Origin of the sequence: Pseudomonas guariconensis, from assembly GCF_015680235.1 — a bacterium.
GTDB classification, from domain to species: domain Bacteria; phylum Pseudomonadota; class Gammaproteobacteria; order Pseudomonadales; family Pseudomonadaceae; genus Aquipseudomonas; species Aquipseudomonas guariconensis_A.
The window spans coordinates 100001-119512 of sequence record NZ_JADLJL010000013.1 but is presented as its reverse complement, the minus strand read 5'-3'; the positions used below and the strand labels follow the sequence as shown (position 1 = coordinate 119512).

15 protein-coding genes are annotated in these 19512 nt (G+C 63.1%); 8 read left to right on the top strand and 7 right to left on the bottom strand.

Annotation, left to right across the window (positions count from 1 at the left end):
- Window positions 1-96 precede the first annotated feature (96 nt).
- The 4 genes from IRZ56_RS11890 to IRZ56_RS11875 all read left to right on the top strand — a co-directional run bounded on the left by IRZ56_RS11890 (window position 97) and on the right by IRZ56_RS11875 (window position 2524).
- Window positions 97-426 carry an MliC family protein gene (locus IRZ56_RS11890; protein WP_084854066.1) on the top strand — a complete coding sequence of 110 codons (330 nt, stop codon included), beginning with the start codon at window positions 97-99 and terminating at the stop codon, window positions 424-426.
- Between the two features lie 98 nt (window positions 427-524).
- Window positions 525-1589 (top strand): class II fructose-bisphosphate aldolase, encoded by a 1065-nt coding sequence (gene fba / locus IRZ56_RS11885; protein ID WP_084854068.1) that lies wholly within the window; start codon window positions 525-527, stop codon window positions 1587-1589.
- 125 nt (window positions 1590-1714) lie between these two features.
- A complete protein-coding gene (locus tag IRZ56_RS11880) occupies window positions 1715-2215 on the top strand; it encodes a M48 family metallopeptidase (RefSeq protein WP_196145112.1) in 501 nt (166 codons plus the stop codon).
- Between the two features lie 12 nt (window positions 2216-2227).
- Window positions 2228-2524, top strand: a complete 297-nt coding sequence (locus IRZ56_RS11875) for a winged helix-turn-helix domain-containing protein (protein WP_070090534.1) — start codon at window positions 2228-2230, stop codon at window positions 2522-2524.
- Window positions 2525-2581: 57 nt separating this feature from the next.
- Here IRZ56_RS11875 and yccS read toward each other — a convergent pair whose 3' ends face one another.
- The 7 genes from yccS to IRZ56_RS11840 all read right to left on the bottom strand — a co-directional run bounded on the left by yccS (window position 2582) and on the right by IRZ56_RS11840 (window position 13103).
- Complete coding sequence (yccS, locus tag IRZ56_RS11870; protein WP_196145111.1) at window positions 2582-4762, bottom strand: YccS family putative transporter; 2181 nt, start codon at window positions 4760-4762, stop codon at window positions 2582-2584.
- A 189-nt stretch (window positions 4763-4951) separates the two neighbouring features.
- Complete coding sequence (locus tag IRZ56_RS11865) at window positions 4952-6133, bottom strand: NAD(P)/FAD-dependent oxidoreductase (RefSeq protein ID WP_196145110.1); 1182 nt, start codon at window positions 6131-6133, stop codon at window positions 4952-4954.
- 138 nt (window positions 6134-6271) lie between these two features.
- Window positions 6272-7609 (bottom strand): ATP-dependent RNA helicase DbpA, encoded by a 1338-nt coding sequence (gene dbpA, locus IRZ56_RS11860; protein ID WP_230381249.1) that lies wholly within the window; start codon window positions 7607-7609, stop codon window positions 6272-6274.
- Window positions 7610-7721: 112 nt separating this feature from the next.
- Window positions 7722-9149: a multidrug transporter subunit MdtD gene (gene mdtD / locus IRZ56_RS11855; RefSeq protein ID WP_196145108.1), complete on the bottom strand. Its 1428-nt coding sequence runs from the start codon at window positions 9147-9149 to the stop codon at window positions 7722-7724.
- 153 nt (window positions 9150-9302) lie between these two features.
- On the bottom strand, window positions 9303-10634 hold the full coding sequence (locus tag IRZ56_RS11850) for a TldD/PmbA family protein (protein ID WP_196145107.1): 1332 nt from the start codon (window positions 10632-10634) through the stop codon (window positions 9303-9305).
- On the bottom strand, window positions 10634-12076 hold the full coding sequence (locus tag IRZ56_RS11845; RefSeq protein WP_196145106.1) for a TldD/PmbA family protein: 1443 nt from the start codon (window positions 12074-12076) through the stop codon (window positions 10634-10636). The genes IRZ56_RS11850 and IRZ56_RS11845 overlap by 1 nt, the downstream gene beginning before the upstream one ends.
- Window positions 12077-12239: 163 nt before the next feature.
- Window positions 12240-13103 (bottom strand): LysR family transcriptional regulator, encoded by an 864-nt coding sequence (locus IRZ56_RS11840; protein ID WP_196145105.1) that lies wholly within the window; start codon window positions 13101-13103, stop codon window positions 12240-12242.
- A 123-nt stretch (window positions 13104-13226) separates the two neighbouring features.
- On the opposite strand from IRZ56_RS11840, the gene IRZ56_RS11835 reads away from it, so the two are divergent.
- The 4 genes from IRZ56_RS11835 (at window position 13227) to IRZ56_RS11820 (ending at window position 19444) form a co-directional block, all read left to right on the top strand.
- The gene (locus IRZ56_RS11835) at window positions 13227-14207 is read left to right on the top strand and encodes a hypothetical protein (RefSeq protein WP_196145104.1); all 981 of its coding nucleotides are present in this window, start codon (window positions 13227-13229) and stop codon (window positions 14205-14207) included.
- A gap of 24 nt (window positions 14208-14231) precedes the next feature.
- On the top strand, window positions 14232-15191 hold the full coding sequence (locus tag IRZ56_RS11830; RefSeq protein ID WP_196145103.1) for a 2OG-Fe(II) oxygenase: 960 nt from the start codon (window positions 14232-14234) through the stop codon (window positions 15189-15191).
- Window positions 15192-15193: 2 nt separating this feature from the next.
- On the top strand, window positions 15194-16129 hold the full coding sequence (locus IRZ56_RS11825) for a DMT family transporter (protein WP_196145102.1): 936 nt from the start codon (window positions 15194-15196) through the stop codon (window positions 16127-16129).
- 468 nt (window positions 16130-16597) lie between these two features.
- A complete protein-coding gene (locus tag IRZ56_RS11820) occupies window positions 16598-19444 on the top strand; it encodes an RHS repeat-associated core domain-containing protein (RefSeq protein WP_196145101.1) in 2847 nt (948 codons plus the stop codon).
- Window positions 19445-19512 lie beyond the last annotated feature (68 nt).

Below are 19512 nucleotides of genomic sequence, written 5' to 3'. Positions count from 1 at the left end.
GCCCCAACCCCCCCCCCCCTTTTACGTCTCTGTCCGGGGGGGGTTGGTGGGTGCCGGGCGATGGGCTGCAAAGCAGCCCCAAATCGAGGAAATTGAATGAAAGCGCTACTGGCCTCGATGGCCCTGGCGACCCTGGCAGGATGCTCGCTGCTGCAATCGCCGCAACCCGCCCCGGCGGACAACTGGACCCGCTGGGTCTGCGACACACAGGCCGAAGTGCTTTGGCGCTTCGCCGATGCTACCCAGGAGTCGGTCGACGTGCGTCTGGGCGGCGGCGACCAGGTCTACCGGCTCAAGTCCGAGCCGGGCGCCTCGGGTGCGCTCTACAGCGATGGCGTGTTGGCCTTGCACACCAAGGGCGATGAAGGCCTGGTGTACTGGGTAGCGACCAACGACCTGATTGGGCGGGGCTGCAAGGCACCGTGACTGGCCGGGCCGCGAGGCGGCCCACACTACTTGAACAGCAACCGCCCCTGCGGCAGGCTTGCACGAAACAACGACGCTTGTCGGGAGAGAGATACACAATGGCACTCATTAGCATGCGCCAGATGCTGGACCACGCCGCCGAGTTCGGCTACGGCGTTCCGGCTTTCAACGTCAACAACCTCGAGCAGATGCGCGCCATCATGGAAGCCGCCGACAAGACCGACTCTCCGGTCATCGTCCAGGCCTCGGCCGGTGCCCGCAAGTACGCCGGTGCTCCCTTCCTGCGTCACCTGATCCTGGCAGCGATCGAAGAGTTCCCGCACATCCCGGTGTGCATGCACCAGGACCACGGCACCAGCCCTGACGTGTGCCAGCGCTCCATCCAGCTGGGCTTCAGCTCGGTGATGATGGACGGCTCGCTCAAGGAAGACGGCAAGACCCCGTCCGACTACGAGTACAACGTGCGCGTCACCCAGCAGACCGTGGCGTTCGCCCACGCTTGCGGCGTGTCGGTGGAAGGCGAGCTGGGTTGCCTGGGCAGCCTGGAAACCGGCCAGGCCGGTGAAGAAGACGGCATCGGCGCCGAAGGCACCCTGGACCACAGCCAGATGCTGACCGACCCGGAAGAAGCCGCCGACTTCGTCAAGAAGACCCAGGTCGATGCCCTGGCCATCGCCATCGGCACCAGCCACGGCGCGTACAAGTTCACCAAGCCGCCAACCGGCGACATCCTGGCGATCGACCGCATCAAGGAGATCCACAAGCGCATTCCCAACACCCACCTGGTGATGCACGGCTCCTCCTCGGTGCCTCAGGAATGGCTGAAGGTCATCAACGAATACGGCGGTGACATCAAGGAAACCTACGGCGTGCCGGTCGAGGAAATCGTCGAAGGTATCAAGTACGGCGTGCGCAAGGTCAACATCGACACCGACCTGCGCCTGGCTTCCACCGGTGCCATCCGCCGCTACATGGCCCAGCACCCGAGCGAGTTCGATCCACGCAAGTTCTTCGCCGAAACCGTGAAGGCCATGCGTGACGTGTGCATCGCCCGTTACGAAGCCTTCGGCACTGCCGGCAACGCCTCCAAGATCAAGCCGATCTCCCTGGAAGGTATGTTCCAGCGTTACGCCAAGGGCGAGTTGGCTGCCAAGGTCAACTGATCCGGCATCAATCGGGGCTGCTGCGCAGCCCCATCGCGGGGCAAGCCCGCTCCCACAGGGGTTGTATACGCCGAACCCTGTGGGAGCGGGCTTGTCTCGCGATTCGTTTCGCTGAACGCGGCGCCATGACCACACTACGTTATCTGCAAGCCTACCCACCCCATCTGCAGGAGCAGGTCCGCCAGATGATCGCCACCGATCGCCTGGGCGACTACCTGAGCCAACGCTACCCCGAGCGCCACGACGTGCAGAGCGACAAGGCCCTGTACAGCTATGCCCAGGACCTTAAGCAACACTACCTGCGCAGCGCGCCGAACCTGGACAAGGTGCTGTTCGACAACCGCCTGGACCTGACCCATCGTGCCCTGGGCCTGAACACCGCGGTCTCGCGCGTGCAGGGCGGCAAGCTCAAGGCCAAGAAGGAAATCCGCATCGCCTCGTTGTTCAAGGAAGCCGCGCCGCAGTTCCTGCGCATGATCGTCGTGCACGAACTGGCACACCTGCGCGAGCGCGACCACAACAAAGCGTTCTATCAACTCTGCCAGCACATGGAACCGGACTACCATCAATTGGAGTTCGACCTGCGCGTCTACCTGACCTACCGGGAACTACCGGGCATCACCTGAGGATCGAGCGGCATGGATGTGAGCAAGACCAAGAGCAGTTTCTACCGCCGCCTCTACGTGGCTTGGCTGATCGACAGCCAGACCGCCACCAGCGTGCCGGCGCTGATGGAGGCAACCGGCATGCCCAGGCGCACCGCCCAGGACACTATCGCCGCCCTGGCCGACCTGGACATTGTCTGCGAGTTCGAGCAGCAGGCAGGGGCGCGCAACCACGCCGGGCACTACCGCATCCACGACTGGGGCGCGATCGACAAGCAGTGGATCATCCAGCACCTGCGCCAGATCCGCGACGTGCTTGGCTACCCTTGACCCAGGGGCTCGCTTCCTGCGGTCGGAGCTATTAGCCGTCTGGACGCCGCTGCAGCGCTAGGCGTCAGGCTGCTTGATCAGGTGGCCTGCCAGGGTGCGCAAGGGCCCTAGCTGACGGCAGATCAGCGCCAGTTGGGTCTGCACCAGGCGTTGGTGTTCATCCAGCTCTTCGGGCATCTGTTCCAAGGTGTCGGCCAGGGCTTCTTCCGTGTCGCTGTGGACGGCTACCGGCAAGCCTGCTGCCAGGCCGTTGGCGATCTCATCGAGGCTGTTGGCCAGGCTCTGGCCGGCACCGTCGATCAACTGCTCGTGGACTTCGGCCGGCAGCGCCGTGTCACGGTGGGCGCCCAGGCCGGAGAGGTAGCTGAGCAGCGTGTGGGAAAGCACCAGGAAGCGAAAGCCCACGTCCGCCTCCTTGCGAAAGTGCCCAGGCTCCATGAGCATGTTGGCCAAGGTGGTGGACAGGGCCGCGTCGGCGTTGTGCGCGTTGCGCCGGGCCAGGCGGTAGGCCAGGTCGTCGCGTTTGCCATGGGCATACTGCTGCATGATCTGGCGCAGGTAGACGCTGGCGCAGGCCAGGGTATTGGCCAGGACCTTGTTCAATCGTCGACCCTGCCAGTCGGGCAGTACCAGGAAGACCGCGACGATGGCGATCAGGCTGCCGACCAGGGTATCGAACAGGCGAGGCAGGAACAGGCCATAGCCATCGCCGATCTGGTTGAAGCAGAACAGCACCATCAGCGTGATCGCTGCGGTGGCCAGGGTGTAGCGGGTGGTGCGGTTGACGAAGAACACCACCCCGGCGACCACCGCGAACATGGACTGGATGATCGGGCTGGGGAACAGGTCGAACAGGGCCCAGCCCACGGTCAGGCCGATGGCGGTACCGAAAATGCGCTGCACCAGCTTGCGACGGGTGGCGCCGTAGTTGGGCTGGCAGACGAACAGGGTGGTGAGGATGATCCAGTAGCCCTGGGTCGGGTGGATCAGGTGCACCATGCCGTAGCCGACCGACAGCGCCAGGGACAGGCGCAAGGCATGGCGGAACAGCAGCGAGGTCGGTGTCAGCTGGGTACGCAGGCGGCTCCAGACATCCTTGAAGTTGCGCGGCGAGCGGTCCAGCAGGCTGCTGTCGCTGGCGTCGGCCAGGCTGTCGGGGTTGCTCGCGGCGCCCAACAGGCGGTCGAGGGTCGCCAGGTTGCCGGCCAGGGCACGCAGGGAACGCAGCAGGCCGCGCCAGGCCGGGTTGCTCTGGATGCGCAGGTGTTCCAGCGAGGCATTGAGGTCTTCCAGTGCCTCGGCGAAGCCTGTGCCGTAGACGAACGGCTGGCGCAGGCGGATCGACTGTGACAGCTGCTGGCAGGCCGAGCCCTGCTGGCGCAGCAGGCGCTGGCAACGGAACATCACATCGCTGTGGAAGAACGCCTCGGCCAGGGCGTTGTAGGGGTAGTGCGAGGCACTGACCCGCTCATGGATGTCCTGGGCCAGGAAGTACAGCTTGAGGTAGCGGCTGACCTTGGAATTCGGCTGGCTGTTGCCGACCCGGTGCAGGATGATTTCCTTGGCCGCGTTCAGGGCCGCCACCACCTTGCCGTTCTGCTGGGCCAGCTCCAGGCGCCGGGCTTCGAGGTCCAGGTTGCGGATCGGTTCGAACAGGTTGGCCTTGAGCTTGAGGTAGCGGCCGAGCTCGAGGAACAGCTTGGCCAGGCTCTGCTGCACCGGCTGGTTGGAAAACAGTGCCTGCCATAGCACCGACAGCAGGCCGTACCAGGCCGCGCCCGCCACCAGCAGCAGGGGCTCGTGCCAGAAGTCGCTGACCTCGCCGCCGCGCTGGTCCACGCCGATCATGGTGTACACCGAAAGGATCAAGGTGGCCGAGGCGATTGCGCCGTAGCGCTCGCCCAGGGCGCCAAGCATGGTCAGGCCGAAGGTGGCCAGGGCCAGCGCGCCGGCGAACAGCCAGGGGTAGGGGAACAACAGCTCCACCGACAGGGCAGCGATGGCGAAGCACACCAAGGTCACGGCCAGGGCACTCAGGCGGCCTTGCCAGCCATCGTCGGTCTCGGCCAGGGCGCTGGCGATGATGCCCAGGAACAGCGGGATCAGCAGGGCCATTTCGTCCTGGTACCAGCACAGGGCCATGCTGCCGGTCAGGGCGACCGTTACCCGGATGCTGTAGCTGAACTTGTCTTGGCCCCAGAGGCGACGCAAAGAATGGCGGAACGAGCTCGATGACATGGTGGCCTGCTGGCAGTGATCGAATGGATACCTTTCACGCCGTCCATCTTGGGGTGCCCCATCACGAGGCAGCCCCGCTCCTATAGGAGCGGGCTTGCCTCGCGATGGGCTGCAACGCAGCCCCGATCAATGCCGGCTTTACCGCACGGTCCAGCAAGAAGCGTTCCGTGCTGCTGAAAGGATTCTACTCTACACGAACTGCGCCGCGGCGTTGGCCGAAGCCCAGGCCCATTGGAAGTTGAAACCACCCAGGTGGCCGGTCACGTCCAGCACCTCGCCGATGAAATACAGCCCTGGGCTCTTGAGCGACTCCATGGTCTTGGACGAGACCTCGCGGGTATCCACGCCGCCCAGGGTCACTTCGGCGGTGCGGTAGCCCTCGGTACCGGCTGGCACCACCTGCCAGGCCGACAGTTTTTCGGCGACCTCGGCCAGTTCGGCCGGCGTGTACTGCTTCATCGGCTTGGACACGAACCACTGCTCGGCCAGCAGATTGGCCAGCTTGCGGGTGAACACCTCGCCCAGCACGGTCTTGAGCTCGGCATTGGCCCGTTCGGCCTGAACGTTTTGCAGCCAGACCAGTGCATCGCGATCCGGCAGCAGGTTGAGCTCGACCGTGTCGCCGGCCTCCCAGAACGAGGAGATTTGCAGGATCGCCGGGCCGCTCAGGCCACGGTGGGTGAACAGCAGGTTTTCCCGGAAGCTGGTGCCATTGCAGCTGGCGATGCAGTCCAGCGACGTGCCGGAAAGTTCGCTACACAGTGCCTTGAGTTGAGGCTCGGTGATGGTGAACGGCACCAGGCCGGCACGGGTGGGCAGCAGGCTGTGGCCGAACTGGCGCGCCACCTGGTAGCCAAAGCCGGTGGCGCCCAGGGTCGGGATCGACAGGCCGCCGGTGGCGATCACCAGGGACTGGCAGGCGAACTGGCCGGCGTTGGTCTGCAGCAGGTAGCCGCTCTCGGTCTTCTCGATCTGTTCGATGCTGGTGTGCATGCGGATCTCGGCGCCGGCGTCGTCACATTCGGCCAGCAGCATGTCGAGGATGTCGCTGGCCTTGTTGTCGCAGAACAGCTGACCGAGCTTTTTCTCGTGGTAGGGCACTGCGTGCTTGGTGACCAGTTCGATGAAATCCCACTGGGTGTAGCGGGCCAGGGCTGACTTGCAGAAGTGCGGGTTGTGCGAGAGGAAGTTGGCCGGCTCGGTGTACATATTGGTGAAGTTGCAGCGACCGCCGCCAGACATGAGGATCTTCTTGCCCGGCTTGTTGGCATGGTCGAGCACCAGCACGCGGCGGCCGCGGCGGGCGGTGAGCTGGGCGCACATCAGGCCTGCGGCGCCGGCGCCGAGGATGATCACGTCGGTGGAGTGCACGGTGTTACCTCTTCAAGACTACCGGGGCTGCTGAGCAGCCCTTTCGCGGCGCAAGGCCGCTCCTACAAAGACAGCGCAGTCCCTGTAGGAGCGGCCTTGCGCCGCGAAAGGGCCGCACAGCGGCCCCAACAAAATAGGTCAGACGATGCGGACTTTCAGGGACCGGCCCTTGATCTTGCCGCTGTTCAGCCGCTGCATGGCCTGCCTGGCCACCGCGCGTTCTACGGCCACGAACGCCTGGAAGTCGAAGATGGCGATCTTGCCGACCTGCTTGCCGGGGATGCCGGCGTCGCCGGTCAGCGCGCCGAGGATATCGCCCGGGCGCAGCTTGTCCTTGCGGCCGGCGGCGATGCACAGGGTGGTCATCGCTGGCAGCAGGGGTTCGCCGCCCTTGTTCTTCAGGCTGTCGAGCTGTTCCCAGCGCAGTGGGCGTTTCTGCAGGTCTTCGATGGCCTGGGCACGGTGGCCTTCAGCGGGGGCGACCAGGCTGATGGCGATGCCTTTCTCGCCGGCACGGCCCGTACGGCCGACGCGGTGCACATGGATCTCGGCATCACGGGCCAGCTCGACGTTGATGACCATGTCCAGGCCATCGATGTCCAGGCCGCGGGCGGCCACGTCGGTGGCGACCAGTACCGAGCTGCTGCGGTTGGCGAACATCGTCAGCACCTGGTCGCGGTCGCGCTGCTCCAGGTCGCCGTGCAACGCCTGGGCGACGATGCCCTTGGCCGTCAGATGGGCGACCACGTCCTCGCACTGCTGCTTGGTGAAGCAGAACGCCACGCACGATTGCGGGCGGTAATGGCCCAGCACGCGGGTGACGGCTTCCAGGCGCTGTTGCGGGTCGATCTCGATGAAGCGCTGCTCGATCTGGTTGTCGGCGTGCAGGCTTTCGACCTTCACCTGCTGCGGCTTGCGCATGAAATCGGCGGCCAGTTGCTCGATGCCGGCTGGGTAGGTGGCCGAGAACAGCAGGGTCTGGCGGCGTGATGGGGTCTTGCCGATGATGCTGGCGATGGCGTCGAAGAAGCCCATGTCGAGCATGCGGTCGGCTTCGTCCAGTACCAGGGTATTGAGCCCGTCCAGCACCAGGGTGCCTTTGTCCAGGTGTTGCTGCACCCGGCCCGGGGTGCCGACGATGATGTGCGCGCCATGCTCCAGCGAGGCGATCTGCGGGCCGAGCGAGACGCCGCCGCAGAGGGTGAGGATCTTGATGTTGTCCTCGGCTCGGGCCAGGCGACGCAGCTCCTTGGCCACCTGGTCGGCGAGCTCGCGAGTGGGGCACAGCACCAAGGCCTGGCAGCCGAAGTAGCGTGGGTTGATCGGGTTGAGCAGGCCGATGCCGAAGGCGGCGGTCTTGCCGCTGCCGGTCTTGGCCTGGGCGATCAGGTCCTGGCCCTTGAGGATGACCGGCAGGCTCTGGGCCTGGATCGGCGTCATCGAGGTGTAGCCGAGGGCGTCCAGGTTGGCCAGCATGGCAGCGGACAGCGGCAGGGTGGCGAAGGCGGTGGAGTCGGTGGTCACGAGGCGGGCCTGCGTTGCGAAGCGAAAAATGCCGCACAGTCTACCAGCCTCGTGGCCATTCGCCCTACGACTCCATGTGCGCTTCCTGACGACGGGCACGCCTTCCGTCCGTCGGCGCGAGCTGCAGGAAGATCGCCGCCGCCAGCATCGCCATCAGGCCGATGGTCAGGAAGGTCAGCTGGAAGGCGCCCAGGGTGCTTTCCACGCCCTCGGCGCTGCCGGCTGCGCTGAAGCCCCCGAGCAGGGCGCCGGCGCAAGCCACGCCCAGGCTCAGCGACAATTGCGCGACCACCGATAGCAGGCTGTTACCGCTGCTGGCGTGGGCGTCGTCCAGGTCGATCAGGGTCACGGTATTCATGGCAGTGAACTGCATCGAGTTCACCGCGCCGAGCAGGGCCAGTTGTACCAGCAGCAAGGCATAGGGAGTCTGTTCGTCCACCAGCCCCAGGCTGGCCAGCAGCGCACCGAGCAACAGGGTGTTGCCGGTCAGGATGATGCGGTAGCCGAAGCGTTCGATCAGCGGTCTGGCGATGGACTTGGCCAGCATCGCCGCCGCTGCCAGCGGGATCATGCTCATGCCGGCTTCGGCCGGTGAGTAACCCAGCGCCACCTGCAACAGCAGCGGCACGAGGAAGGGCAGGGCGCCGCTGCCCAGGCGCGCGAACAGGTTGCCGAGGATGCCGATGGCGAAGGTGCGCACGCGGAACAGGCTGGGCGGGAACAGCGGCTCCGGGTCGCGCCCGGCGCGCAGCCAGTACGCGGCCAGGCATGCCATGCCGGCGAACAGCAGGAGCATCACTCGCAGGTGTGGCAGGTGCAGCTCGCCCAGGCCTTCCATGGCGATGGTGATCAGCACCATTGCCGCGCCGAACAGGATGAAACCGGGGCCGTCGAAGGTCGTGCGCTCGACGCCGCGCAGGTCGGGGATGAACTTCCACACGGCGTAGCAGCCCAGCGCGCCGACGGGCAGGTTGATCAGGAAGATCCAGTGCCAGCTGAGGATCTCCACCAGCCAACCGCCGAGGGTCGGCCCGAGCAGTGGGCCGAGCAGCCCGGGGATGGTGACGAAACTCATGATCCGCACAAGTTCCGAGCGTGGATAGGCGCGCAGCACCACCAGCCGACCGACCGGCAGCATCAGGGCGCCGCCCAGGCCCTGGATGACCCGGGCGAGGATCAGGAACGTCAGGCTGTTGGCCATGGCGCACAGCAGCGAGCCAAGGCTGAAAAGGACGATGGCGCTGAAGAAGATGCGCTTGGTTCCGAAGCGGTCGGCGATCCAGCCCGAGGCGGGGATCAACAACGCGACGGTGAGCATGTAGGCGATGATCACGCCCTGCATGCGCAACGGGTCTTCGGCCAGGGAACGGGCCATGGCGGGCAGGGCAGTATTGAGGATGGTGCCGTCCAGGGACTGCATGAAGAAGGCGATGGCCACCACCCAGGGGATCCAGCGGGCGGTGACGGGGTCCAGCGGGGCGCGTTCGGGCATGTGAACCTCATTGTTCCAGAGCTGCATGATGCTTCCATGGCGAGGGCGTCGCCCTCGATCGCGGCACAAGGCCGCCCCTTCAGGGCGCAGTGGCGCCCTTGTAGGAGCGGCCGTGTGCCGCGAAAGGGCTGCGCAGCAGCCCCTGTTCTGCAATCACAATGTCAATGTCAGGGCTTTGACCAACGCTCCCGGCAAATGACTCGACCCAGTGCTGCGCTGGCCATAGGTGCTGGTCGACAGGATCAGCTCCCGCTCGCAGGTCAGGTCTTCCAGCTGGCTGCCCAGCAAGCTGTACAGGCTGTCATCGAAGCGCATGGTGCTCACCGGCCCCTGGATTTGGCCATCCTCGACCCAGAAGGTGGCGAAGCGGGTCAGCCCGGTCATGCGCGCGGCCGGCAGGTCGGAATAGTTCAGGTACCAGAGGTTGCTGATGTACAGGCCTGTGCCCAGGCGCTCGAGAACCTGCGCCGATGCCAAGTGCCCTGGCGCCAGGCTCAGCGCGCAAGGCGACTCGTAGCCGTCGGCGCCGTTGGCCTGCAGTTCGAACTCGGCAGCGCTGCGTGCGCTGACCAAGCGCTCCAGGGCGCGGCCTTCATTGATCAGGCGCAGGTCCTGGCGAGGCGAGCCTTCATCGGAAAACGGTGGGCTCAGCGAACCGCTGACGTGTTCGTCGAAGCTGACCAGCGGGCTGAGGCAGGCATCGCCGTTGTACAGGCGCTGCAACGCGCTGTTGCCGGTAGCCAGCGCCTGGGCAGAAAAGCCCCCCCAGCAGAGCATGCCGGCGATCTCGTCCATGGCCGCTGGTGCCAGGTAGGCCCGATAGCTGCCGGGCTTGAGGGTAATCGCCGGGCGCCCCAGGAATGCCAGTTGCTCACGGGCCTGGCGCAGGCGCGCGACGAACTGTTCGGCACTCCAGGCCTGGCCTGCATAGTTGGCCTTGACCGCCTGGCCGTTGGCATGGAACAGGCTCCAGTCGAAGTTGAAGCTGTTGGCCTGGTGCCAGCCGAAGGCCCCGAAAGAGCTGGCAAAGCCGTGGCAGATCGGGCCTGCGGCATAGATCCCGACCAGGTCCAAGTCGCCGGCCTCGCGCTCGATCCGTGCCAGCACTTCACCCAATTCCGGCAGCGGCTGTTCCAGCAGGCTGTGGCTGTGCCAGGCGCGCTCATCGAGGCTCAGGTAGGGATCGGCGGGAAGCAGCGGCAAGGTCTGGCGCAATTGTGTCAGGGCGCCGCGCAGGCGTTGACTATCGAGCGCGGTGTCGTCGCCTAAGGTGACCTGCTGCTGTGCCTGGCGGCCGTCGCGCACCAGACGCAGGTGGACACTGGCCTGGCTGACCAGGCCTGCCTGGCGCACCTTGGCATGGTTCAAACGCACGAACTGCGATTGCTCGGCACTGTAGCCAAGCGTGAAGTGTTCCCCTGGCTCGATGGCGCTGCGCAGTGCGTCGAGCAGGTCTTGGAAACGTTGCTGGTAGCGGGTGGTCATCAGGCGTCCCCTCCGAAAACGTCGATCTGGCGGAACACACAGGCCGGCGAGGCGTGACCGACCCGTACCACCTGGTTGGGTTCGCCCTTGCCGCAGTTGGGCGTGCCGAGCACCTGGAAGGTGCTGCGGTCACCGACTGCGCACAGGTTGCGCCAGAAGTCGGCGGAAATGCCGCGGTAATTGGGATTCTTCACCACCCCCTTGAGCTCGCCGTCTTCGATCAGTTGGCCCCACTCGCAGCCGAACTGGAATTTGTTGCGCGCATCGTCGATGGACCAGGAGCGGTTGGTGCGCATCAGGATGCCGCGCTCGATACCGGCAACCAGTTGCGCGAGCGTTCGGTCGCCGGGCTCGATATTGAGGTTGGCCATGCGATCTATCGGTGCACGGTTCCAGCCGCAGGCTCGGCTGTTGGCCACGCCCTCCAGGCCCGAGCGGTATTGCGACAGAGCACCGCCCAGGGGGCGCAGCAACAGGCCGTCGCGAATCAGGTACTGCTTGCTCGCCTGGGTGCCGTCGTCATCGAAGGCGTAGCTGGCCAGTTCTTCGCCGATGCTCGGGTCGAAGGTCACGTTGAGCAGGTTCGAGCCGTACTGCAGGTGGCCGAAGTCGCTCGCCTTGACGAAGCTGGTGCCGGCGTAGTTGCGCTCGTCGCCCAGGATGCGGTCCATTTCCAGCGGGTGGCCGATGGACTCGTGGATCTGCAGCATCATCTGGTCGGGCATCAGCAGCAGGTCGCGGGGGCCGCTGGGGGTATTGGGCGCCAGCAGCAGTTGCAGGGCTTCGTCCGCGATGCGGCGGGCGGCGCCGACCAGGCCACAGCGCTCGATGACCTCGAAGCCGCCCTGCTGGCCGAAATTCTCCCGGCCCAGGCTGCGGCACTGGCTGTCCTGGCCATCGCTGGCGGTCACGCTCAGGCCGGGAAACAGGAAGCGTTGGGCATGGCGCAGCTCGGCACCGGCCGAGTTCAGGTAGGTCTGCTCGACCAGGCTGGTGCCCAGGCTCGCCTGCCAGTCCACCAGGCGGCTGTCCCTGGGCACGCTGGCCGACTCGCTGGCGAGCAGCTCGAGGCACTCGGCCAGGCTTGGCAGGGGCTGATCGAAGTTGGGCGAGACATGGTCGTGACGCTGGCTTGGCACCGGTTGGTCACGCAGGTCGAGCAAGCTGTGGGCGGCGATGGTGCGGGCCAGGGCTTCGGCCTGCTCCAGGGCGCGCTGCAGCCCGGCCTGGGACAGGTCGGCGGTGGCGGCGTAGGCCTCGACGCCATTGACGCGTACGGTGAGCATCGCGCCTTCGTCCTGGCTGAAAGAAGGCGGCTCGGCCACATTGCGGCGCACCGACAGGCTCTGGTGCGACTGCTTCACATGGCGCAAGGAAAACAGTTCGGCCGAGCTGCGCAGCGCTTTGAAGCGCTGTTGCAGCAGGGCGCTGGAATCGAACATGCGGAAACCTCCGGTGCGCGGTGGCTCCCCCTAGAGCCACCCTTTTGCATGCCTTGGCGGGTGGGGCGCGACCTCGGGCGATGCCTGGTCATTATGGCAGCCCGGTACCTGCAGGTCAGGGATTAACATGCAGCGAGCCATTCACCAAGGCGAGTCGGCGGTATCACTGGGCGGCGCCTTCCTTCTGGATGGCGGCTTTCAACATCGCGTTCAGGTGTAGCGCGACATGGTGGGAGGTGTCCGTGAGCAGGTAAACATGGTGCTCGGCGAAGTCGGGCAGGCCCATCCCCTCTACGAACGCAAGCGAGGTGTCCCCGCTGTCCAGCCCTTCGACGATGCCGACAGCCAGGCCACTTCTCATGCAGGCCAGCACCGCATGCCAATTGGCGCTTTCCAGCAGGATGCGGTAGGCAATGCCGTGGGCCTTCAAGGCCTGCAGGGCGGCTTCCCGGTACGGGCAGCCCTTCAACTGCAGTGCCAGCGGCAAAGGGCGGCCTGGATCATGGATGAAGCCGGGGGCTGAAGCCCAACGCGGCTGGGTCGAGCGCAGCCATTCACCTTGCTCCCAGGTTTCATGGCTGACCGCTACTGCCAGGTCCAGCCGCTGTCGCGCAAACAGGTCGATAAGCTCCGCGCTGGAGCGCGCCACGGCTTCGAGCTCCAGTTTCGGATTGCGGGCCACGAACACCGGCAGGAAGTCGCTCATGAGGTCGGCGGCATAGCCGTCGGGCACCCCCAGGCGCACCTTGCCGGTCATCTGCTGTGGCGACAATTTTGCCAGCAGCTTGTCATGGGCCATCAGGAAATGTGTGGCCTCGCCCAGCAACTGCCGACCTGCCGGGGTCAGTTCCACCGACTGGTTGCTGCGCGCGAACAGTTGTTGCCCGAGCTTTTCTTCCAGCTTCTGGATCTGCGTCGTCACCGCCGAGGGGCTGCGGTGGACATAGTCGGCCGCATCCTTGAAGCGGCCTAGCCGGGCGACTGCCTGAAAGGTTCGCAGTACATCGATGTCGAGGCCTTTGCCCATGTCGCCACCTGATTTGCTCGGATCGAATCAGCGCTTCGATTTATTCAACTGTACAGGCTTTATACCCCCTCTTACTGTGGGGTCAAGGCATGCCTCCCCCCGAATTGCAATGGAATGATACGGATGAGCCTGAACGACTTCGTTGTAGATGCACTCGTACGCAACCCCTCCTACCAGAACGTGCGTTTATGGACCGTCGAGAACCACGAGAAGTACTCGACCCTGGCCCAGCCAGAGCCCGGCCCTCTGGCAGATCATCGTTTCAACCACGAGATCTTCCTGCTCATGCGTGCCTTGAACGAGCAGGGCGTGGGCCAGAGTGGGCTATGCGCCGATGCGCAGGGGCAGGGGGCGCTCAAGAATGTCATCGGCAACGTTGCCGAGCGGTTGGCTGCTCTGGGCAGTGGGCGCCGCGTTCACTATGTCGAGCTGGGGCCCGAGCCGATCAAGAGCGCATGCCTGCTCAAGCGCATGGCCCAAACGTCCAGCTCCATCCGCTATACCGCCATCGACATCAACCAGGCCTCGGAAATCGCCATGAGCGATGCCGTGCGTCCCATCGTGCAAGGGGCGGGCAGCTTCAACTACATGGCCGCCGACTACCGCACCGTCACCCATGACGCATTGCGTCACGACCAGGAACTCACCCTGATCACCCTGTTGGGGTTCCAGGAAGGAAACGAGCTGCCCGTGAGCACCGGGCGGCTGATCCGTAATCTTGCAGGTGATGCGACCTACATCCTTTCGGAAATGCAGGTGTACGACCAAGGCCTGGAAAACGCCATCCTCGCGTTCTATGCCAACCCCTGCATGGTCGAGTTCTCGCGAATGGTGGCGCTTCAACAAGGCTTTACCCCGTCGGGCGAGCACGAAGCCATCCTCCTGCCGTTACGGCTCCTGGACGAGTCGATCCATGTGGCCGTGACCCTTCAGCCTGTCCAGTACTTGCGGCAGCAGGGCTACCTGCTGACCAATATCTGCCTCAAATACACGCCCGAACAGTTCCGCCGCATCAGAGCCCGGCACTGCAACTGCAGCGTGGTGGACGAGTTCGCCAGTGGTGACGGTTCGGTGCGTTATCAGATCGCGAAATACCTTCAGTAGCGACTCCTCTGGGACGGACACATCATGAACCAAACAGACACCTTACCCTTGTTCGAGCGCGGCCTAGGGCGCGTGAAGCTGGCGCTCAAGTCGACGTTGAAGCGTACGCCGCAACCGTCGTCGAGCTGCCTGGACGAACAGGTAGTCTGGCGGGACGATCTGCTTTGCCAGCAGGGGCACACCGTCAGCGACACCCGGACGCTTGAGGCGCTTGGCTATGCCCATAGCCCGCATCCGACCATCGCAGCGGATGCGATCACCGGGGTGGCGGTCGTCCATCGTTTGTTCACTGCCGAGGGCGTCGCCGCCTTGCAAGGTATTTGCGCCCGCCTGGAGGATGGGGCGGGCGACAGTGACTGGATCATTTCCCGGCGCACCCGAGGGGTGACGGCATTGTCTTCGTTCATCAACGACATGATGCGCAGCCGTGCGTTCCTGTTGGCCGTCTCACGCATCGCGGGCGTGCCGCTGGTACCGTACCCGATGCTCAACGCCCGCTCGCAGGTCAACTATTACTACCCCAAGCCTGCCGAGCAACAGCAGCAACGGGGCATGTGGCACACAGACGGCACCAACTATGTGCTGAACATCGTGTTGTCGGGGCCTGCCGATTACAGCGGGGGCGAGTTCCTGTTCCATAACGGTACGGTCGAGACCTTCGATGCGCTGGATCATCGCACCTTCGAAACCGCGCGGCTGAATGAGCCTGGCGATGCCCTGTTCATCTACGGCAGCCGATTGTTCCATGGCGTTCGCCCAGTGCTCAGCGGGCGGCGCATGTCATTGGTGTTGTCGTTTCATTGCCCCTACTTTCGCGAGGACGCCAACCGTTTCTGGCACCTGGCCTCCGACGATGGCATCCCGGCGACCATCCCCAACTGGTTGGGCTTGCACTGGGCCTTGCACCGATCGCCCGCCCGACAGTTCGCGCGTATCGGCATCGAGCCGATTACGTTCGAGCAATTGCATCACACAGGGGCGTGACCATGCCAAGCAGTGCGCTATACCTGATCCTGCTGCAAGCCATCTTCGTGCTGTCCTGGAGTTCGGGCTTCATTGGTGCCCGGCTGGGCACCGAAGACGCCGGCGCCATCAACCTGCTGTTCTGGCGTTTCTTGCTGGTCAGTATCTGCCTGCTGCCGTTCGTCGCGCACCGGCTGCGTACGCTGTCGTGGGCTCAGGTGCGCTACAACGCCGTGATCGGCTTCCTGGCCCAGTTCGCCTACCTGGTCAGCGCCTACATTGCCATCCGTGGTGGGCTGCCAGCGGGGATCGCCGCCATCATCTGTGCGCTGCAGCCGTTGATCACGGCATCGATGAGCCGCAACGATCAGCATGAGCGCAGTGGTCGGCAAGAGTGGCTGGGGCTTGGGGGCGGATTCGCGGGTGTCAGCGTAGTCATACTCGGTGAATACAGCCTGTCCACGACCCAACTCGCCCCCTGGCTGTACGCCCTGCCGCTGATTGCCGCGGTGACGTTGTCCATCGCCACCCTGTATCAGCGGCGGCAGGCCGTGCTGGAGACCGACCATAGCAAGGATGGCTTGCTGATGCCGTTGTTCCTGCAATCGTGCGCGACGCTGGCACTGCTCGCTGCTACAGGGGCGCCGTTGGGCTTGATCGAGGTACCGGGCAGCACGCAGGTCTGGGTAGCCGTTGCATGGCTGACCCTGTTCTCCACATTCATTGCCTACCTGAGCCTATGGGTATTGCTGAAGAAGCTGTCGGCGACCCGTGTCTCGGCCCTGGTCTATCTGGAGCCGCCTGTGACATTGCTATGGGCAGCGTTGATGTTCGGTGATGCCATCCATTGGACAGCCTATGTGGGCATCGCGATAGTCGCGGCGGGGATCGCCATCACTCGCCACCAGCCTAGGTCGGCCTCGCCTGCCAATGGGCTCAGGGAGCCGAAACAGCTCTGATGGAGTGACACGGGAGGCCTACCATCCGCTTGAACTGGCCTTATCGCGGGGCAAGCCCGCTCCTACAGGAAACCCGCTATTGGCAAGGTCAAATCATCCTGTAGGAGCGGCCTTGTGCCGCGATGGGCTGCATAGCAGCCCAAATGAAATGTCCCAAATATGGCCGCAGCCTCTGGTGGATCTGGCGCATGGGACGAACTCAGCATGCGCGGTGAGTTCAGCCGAAGCCGTCGTCAAGTAGGTGCCATCAAAGAATATAGCTCATCATTCCAATGGTTGTTCTAGAGGGGGATATCGAAGTTTGGGTGATTGTTGGCATGATGGCGAAAGTCCTGTTTGGTGTGCGAATAATTCTTACATTATTTGAGTTTTAGATGGGTACGCTGAGTGTGTCATCCATTTTCGCTATTTGTGGCGCAGACCTGTCACAGCGTGACAGTTTATTTTTAATGTAAGGGACTTTTCCACATGCCAGTCATTGACCCTGCACTCCATCACAATACCCCGACGGTGACGGTATTCGACCGTGGCTTGACCGTTCGCGAAATTGCCTTTTATCGCCATCCCTCCGATGTGCAGCGGACAGACTCATACATCACTCGCCATCACTACGATGCCCGTGGCGCTCTACGTCGAAGTGCCGATCCGCGCTTGGGCGAGGTAAACCAGGCAAACTTTATCCATGTAACCGACCTGCTGGGCAACGCCCTGCATACCCAAAGTGCCGATGCGGGCACCACGGTTTCCCTGAATGATGCTGCCGGTCGGCCTTTCCTGAAAATGAGCAACATACGGACGCAGGAAAATGGCCAGGAGGATTGCAGTCAGGCCGTGACGCAAACCTTTCAATATGAGGATGCTGCCCTCCTGGGGCGCCCGCTTTACGTGCTTGAACAAATAGGTGGTGATGCTTGCTGCATCACCGAACGCTTTGTCTACGGTGGCCGCAGTGTAGACGAGCAACACCTGAATCTGGCTGGAGTGTGCATCAGCCACTACGACACCGCAGGTCTGGTGCAGCGGGGCAGCATAGCCCTGACAGGCGCTGCATTGTCGACCACTCGGCGCCTTCTAAAAGATGGCGACAACCCTGAAACGGTCGTCGATTGGCGAGGCGATGGGCCTGTTGCCTGGGACAGCGATCTGGAGCCGATGAGCCAGGCCCACACGACGCTAGCTATTACAGATGCTACCGGTACCGCACTGGAGATCATCGATGCCGCGGGCAATGTGCAGCGCGTCGCTTATGATGTTGCGGGCCAGCTCATTGGCAGTTGGCTGACCCGCAAGGGGGCGGCAGAGCAGGTAATCGTCAAGTCCCTGGCCTACTCGGCGGCAGGGCAGAAACTGCGCGAAGAGCATGGCAACGGTGTGGTTACCACCTACACCTACGAGGCCATAACGCAACGCTTGGCTGGCATCAAGACGACGCGTACGGCGCGCTATTCAAGCAGCGCGAGTGCGCTTCAAGACTTGCGTTATACCTACGATCCGGTAGGCAATGTGCTCAGTGTGCGCAACGACGCCGAGGCTACACGGTTCTGGCGCAACCAGAAGATGGTGCCGGAAAACATTTACACCTACGACAGCCATTACCGGCTGGCCAGTGCCACTGGCCGCGAAATGGCGAATGCCGGGCAAAGTCGTAACCTCCCACACCTTAACCCCTTCGACAGTGCCACCTACACCCAATACACCCGCACCTATCGCTATGACCGCGCAGGTAATCTGACCCAGATCCGTCATAGTGCCCCAGCCACCAACAACAGCTATACCACTGAGATCACCGTGAGTGATCGCAGCAACCGTGCGGTGTTGAGCAGCCTTGCGACAGACCCACGGCAGGTCGAGGCGTTGTTCGGCGCAGCAGGCCAGCAGAACGTGTTGTTGCCAGGCCAGCAGTTGGCCTGGACGCCGCGTGCCGAGGTGCGATACGTCGCGCCGGTGACGCGCGAAGGCGGCTTGGACGACTGCGAAAGCTACCGATACGACAGTGCCAGCCAGCGTGTGCTCAAGAGCAGCCTCCAGCGCACGGCTGGGGGCATGCTGACTCAGCGGGTAACTTATCTCCCAGGGTTGGAGCTTCGGCGTACCTCCATGGGCGAGAAGGTTGCAGAAAGCCTGCAGGTCATGACGGTGGGCGAAGCCGGTCGCGCGCAGGTTCGAATGCTGCACTGGGAGACCGGTAAACCGCTGGACATTGCGAACGATCAACTGCGCTACAGCTACGACAGCCTGATTGGCAGCAGTGCTTTGGAGCTCGATGGGTCGGGCAATGTGATCAGCCAGGAGGAGTATTACCCGTTCGGCGGTACGGCGGTCTGGGTGGCACGAAACGAGATCGAAGGGCGTTACAAAACGATCAGGTATTCGGGTAAGGAACGGGATGCGACAGGGCTTTATTACTACGGTTATCGGTATTACCAGCCGTGGGCGGGGCGTTGGTTGAGTGCGGACCCGGCGGGGACGGTGGATGGGTTGAATCTATATTGTATGGTTCGGAATCGGGCAGTGACATTAAGAGACCGAGACGGGAGAGAAGCAGCACTGAGCTTTGAGAATATGCTGGGGCATGAGGTTTGGAAACATTTGGATGAGGTAATTAATTTTCCCCCTGAGTTCGCTTTTGAGGGTGCCATTACTTATGCCAATCAGAATGAAGAGGGTAACTCTGTTAATCTGACTGTTGAGCTGAGGCGAGAAGTAGAGCGCTTTTGTCCCACGGCACCCTCGGAGCAAGTCACTGAAGAGAATGGTGTCGCATTGGTGTTTGAGAAGGATCTTCCTCGGTCCGTTTATACGCTCTATAATCCGGCTGACGATAAAGAAACCGTATTGACGCAATCAAATATTGATGCCTATTTGTCGGCCCAGTATAAGTCGATCATTTCACGGGTTGCACATCAGGGACATTTCGCGGAGGGCACTGCTAGCGCTTTCGGAATGCCCATTGTCGGTAAGTTTTTCACGAGTCCGCGTCATCGAGACGGGAAAGAAAAACCCCAATTTGATCCTAGGCACAAGATTACGGTTGGCAAGGATGTGTACCGTGTGACTTCAAGCAAGCTGTTTCAGTTGAGTGACGGTGAGAAAGCGGACGATGTCTTTGTAGAGATTGAGCGTACGACGTATTTGTATGTGCTGACGGATCGCAAAGGTGGCCAATCTTTATCTCTTACTCCGGAAACTCTAAGTGCAGAGAAGCGTGGTGAGCAAAAGATGACGATAAGCTTTTCAAAGCCAATACTGCCAGCCCCCGCTAAAGCAGATTCACCCAAAGGAGGGTGGTGGAGGTTCGGTAAACGCAATGCCTAATGAGGAGCCGAAGCTTAATGCCAGTCAGTTAATCAATTAGGGCCGCTACGCGCCCCATCGCGGCACAA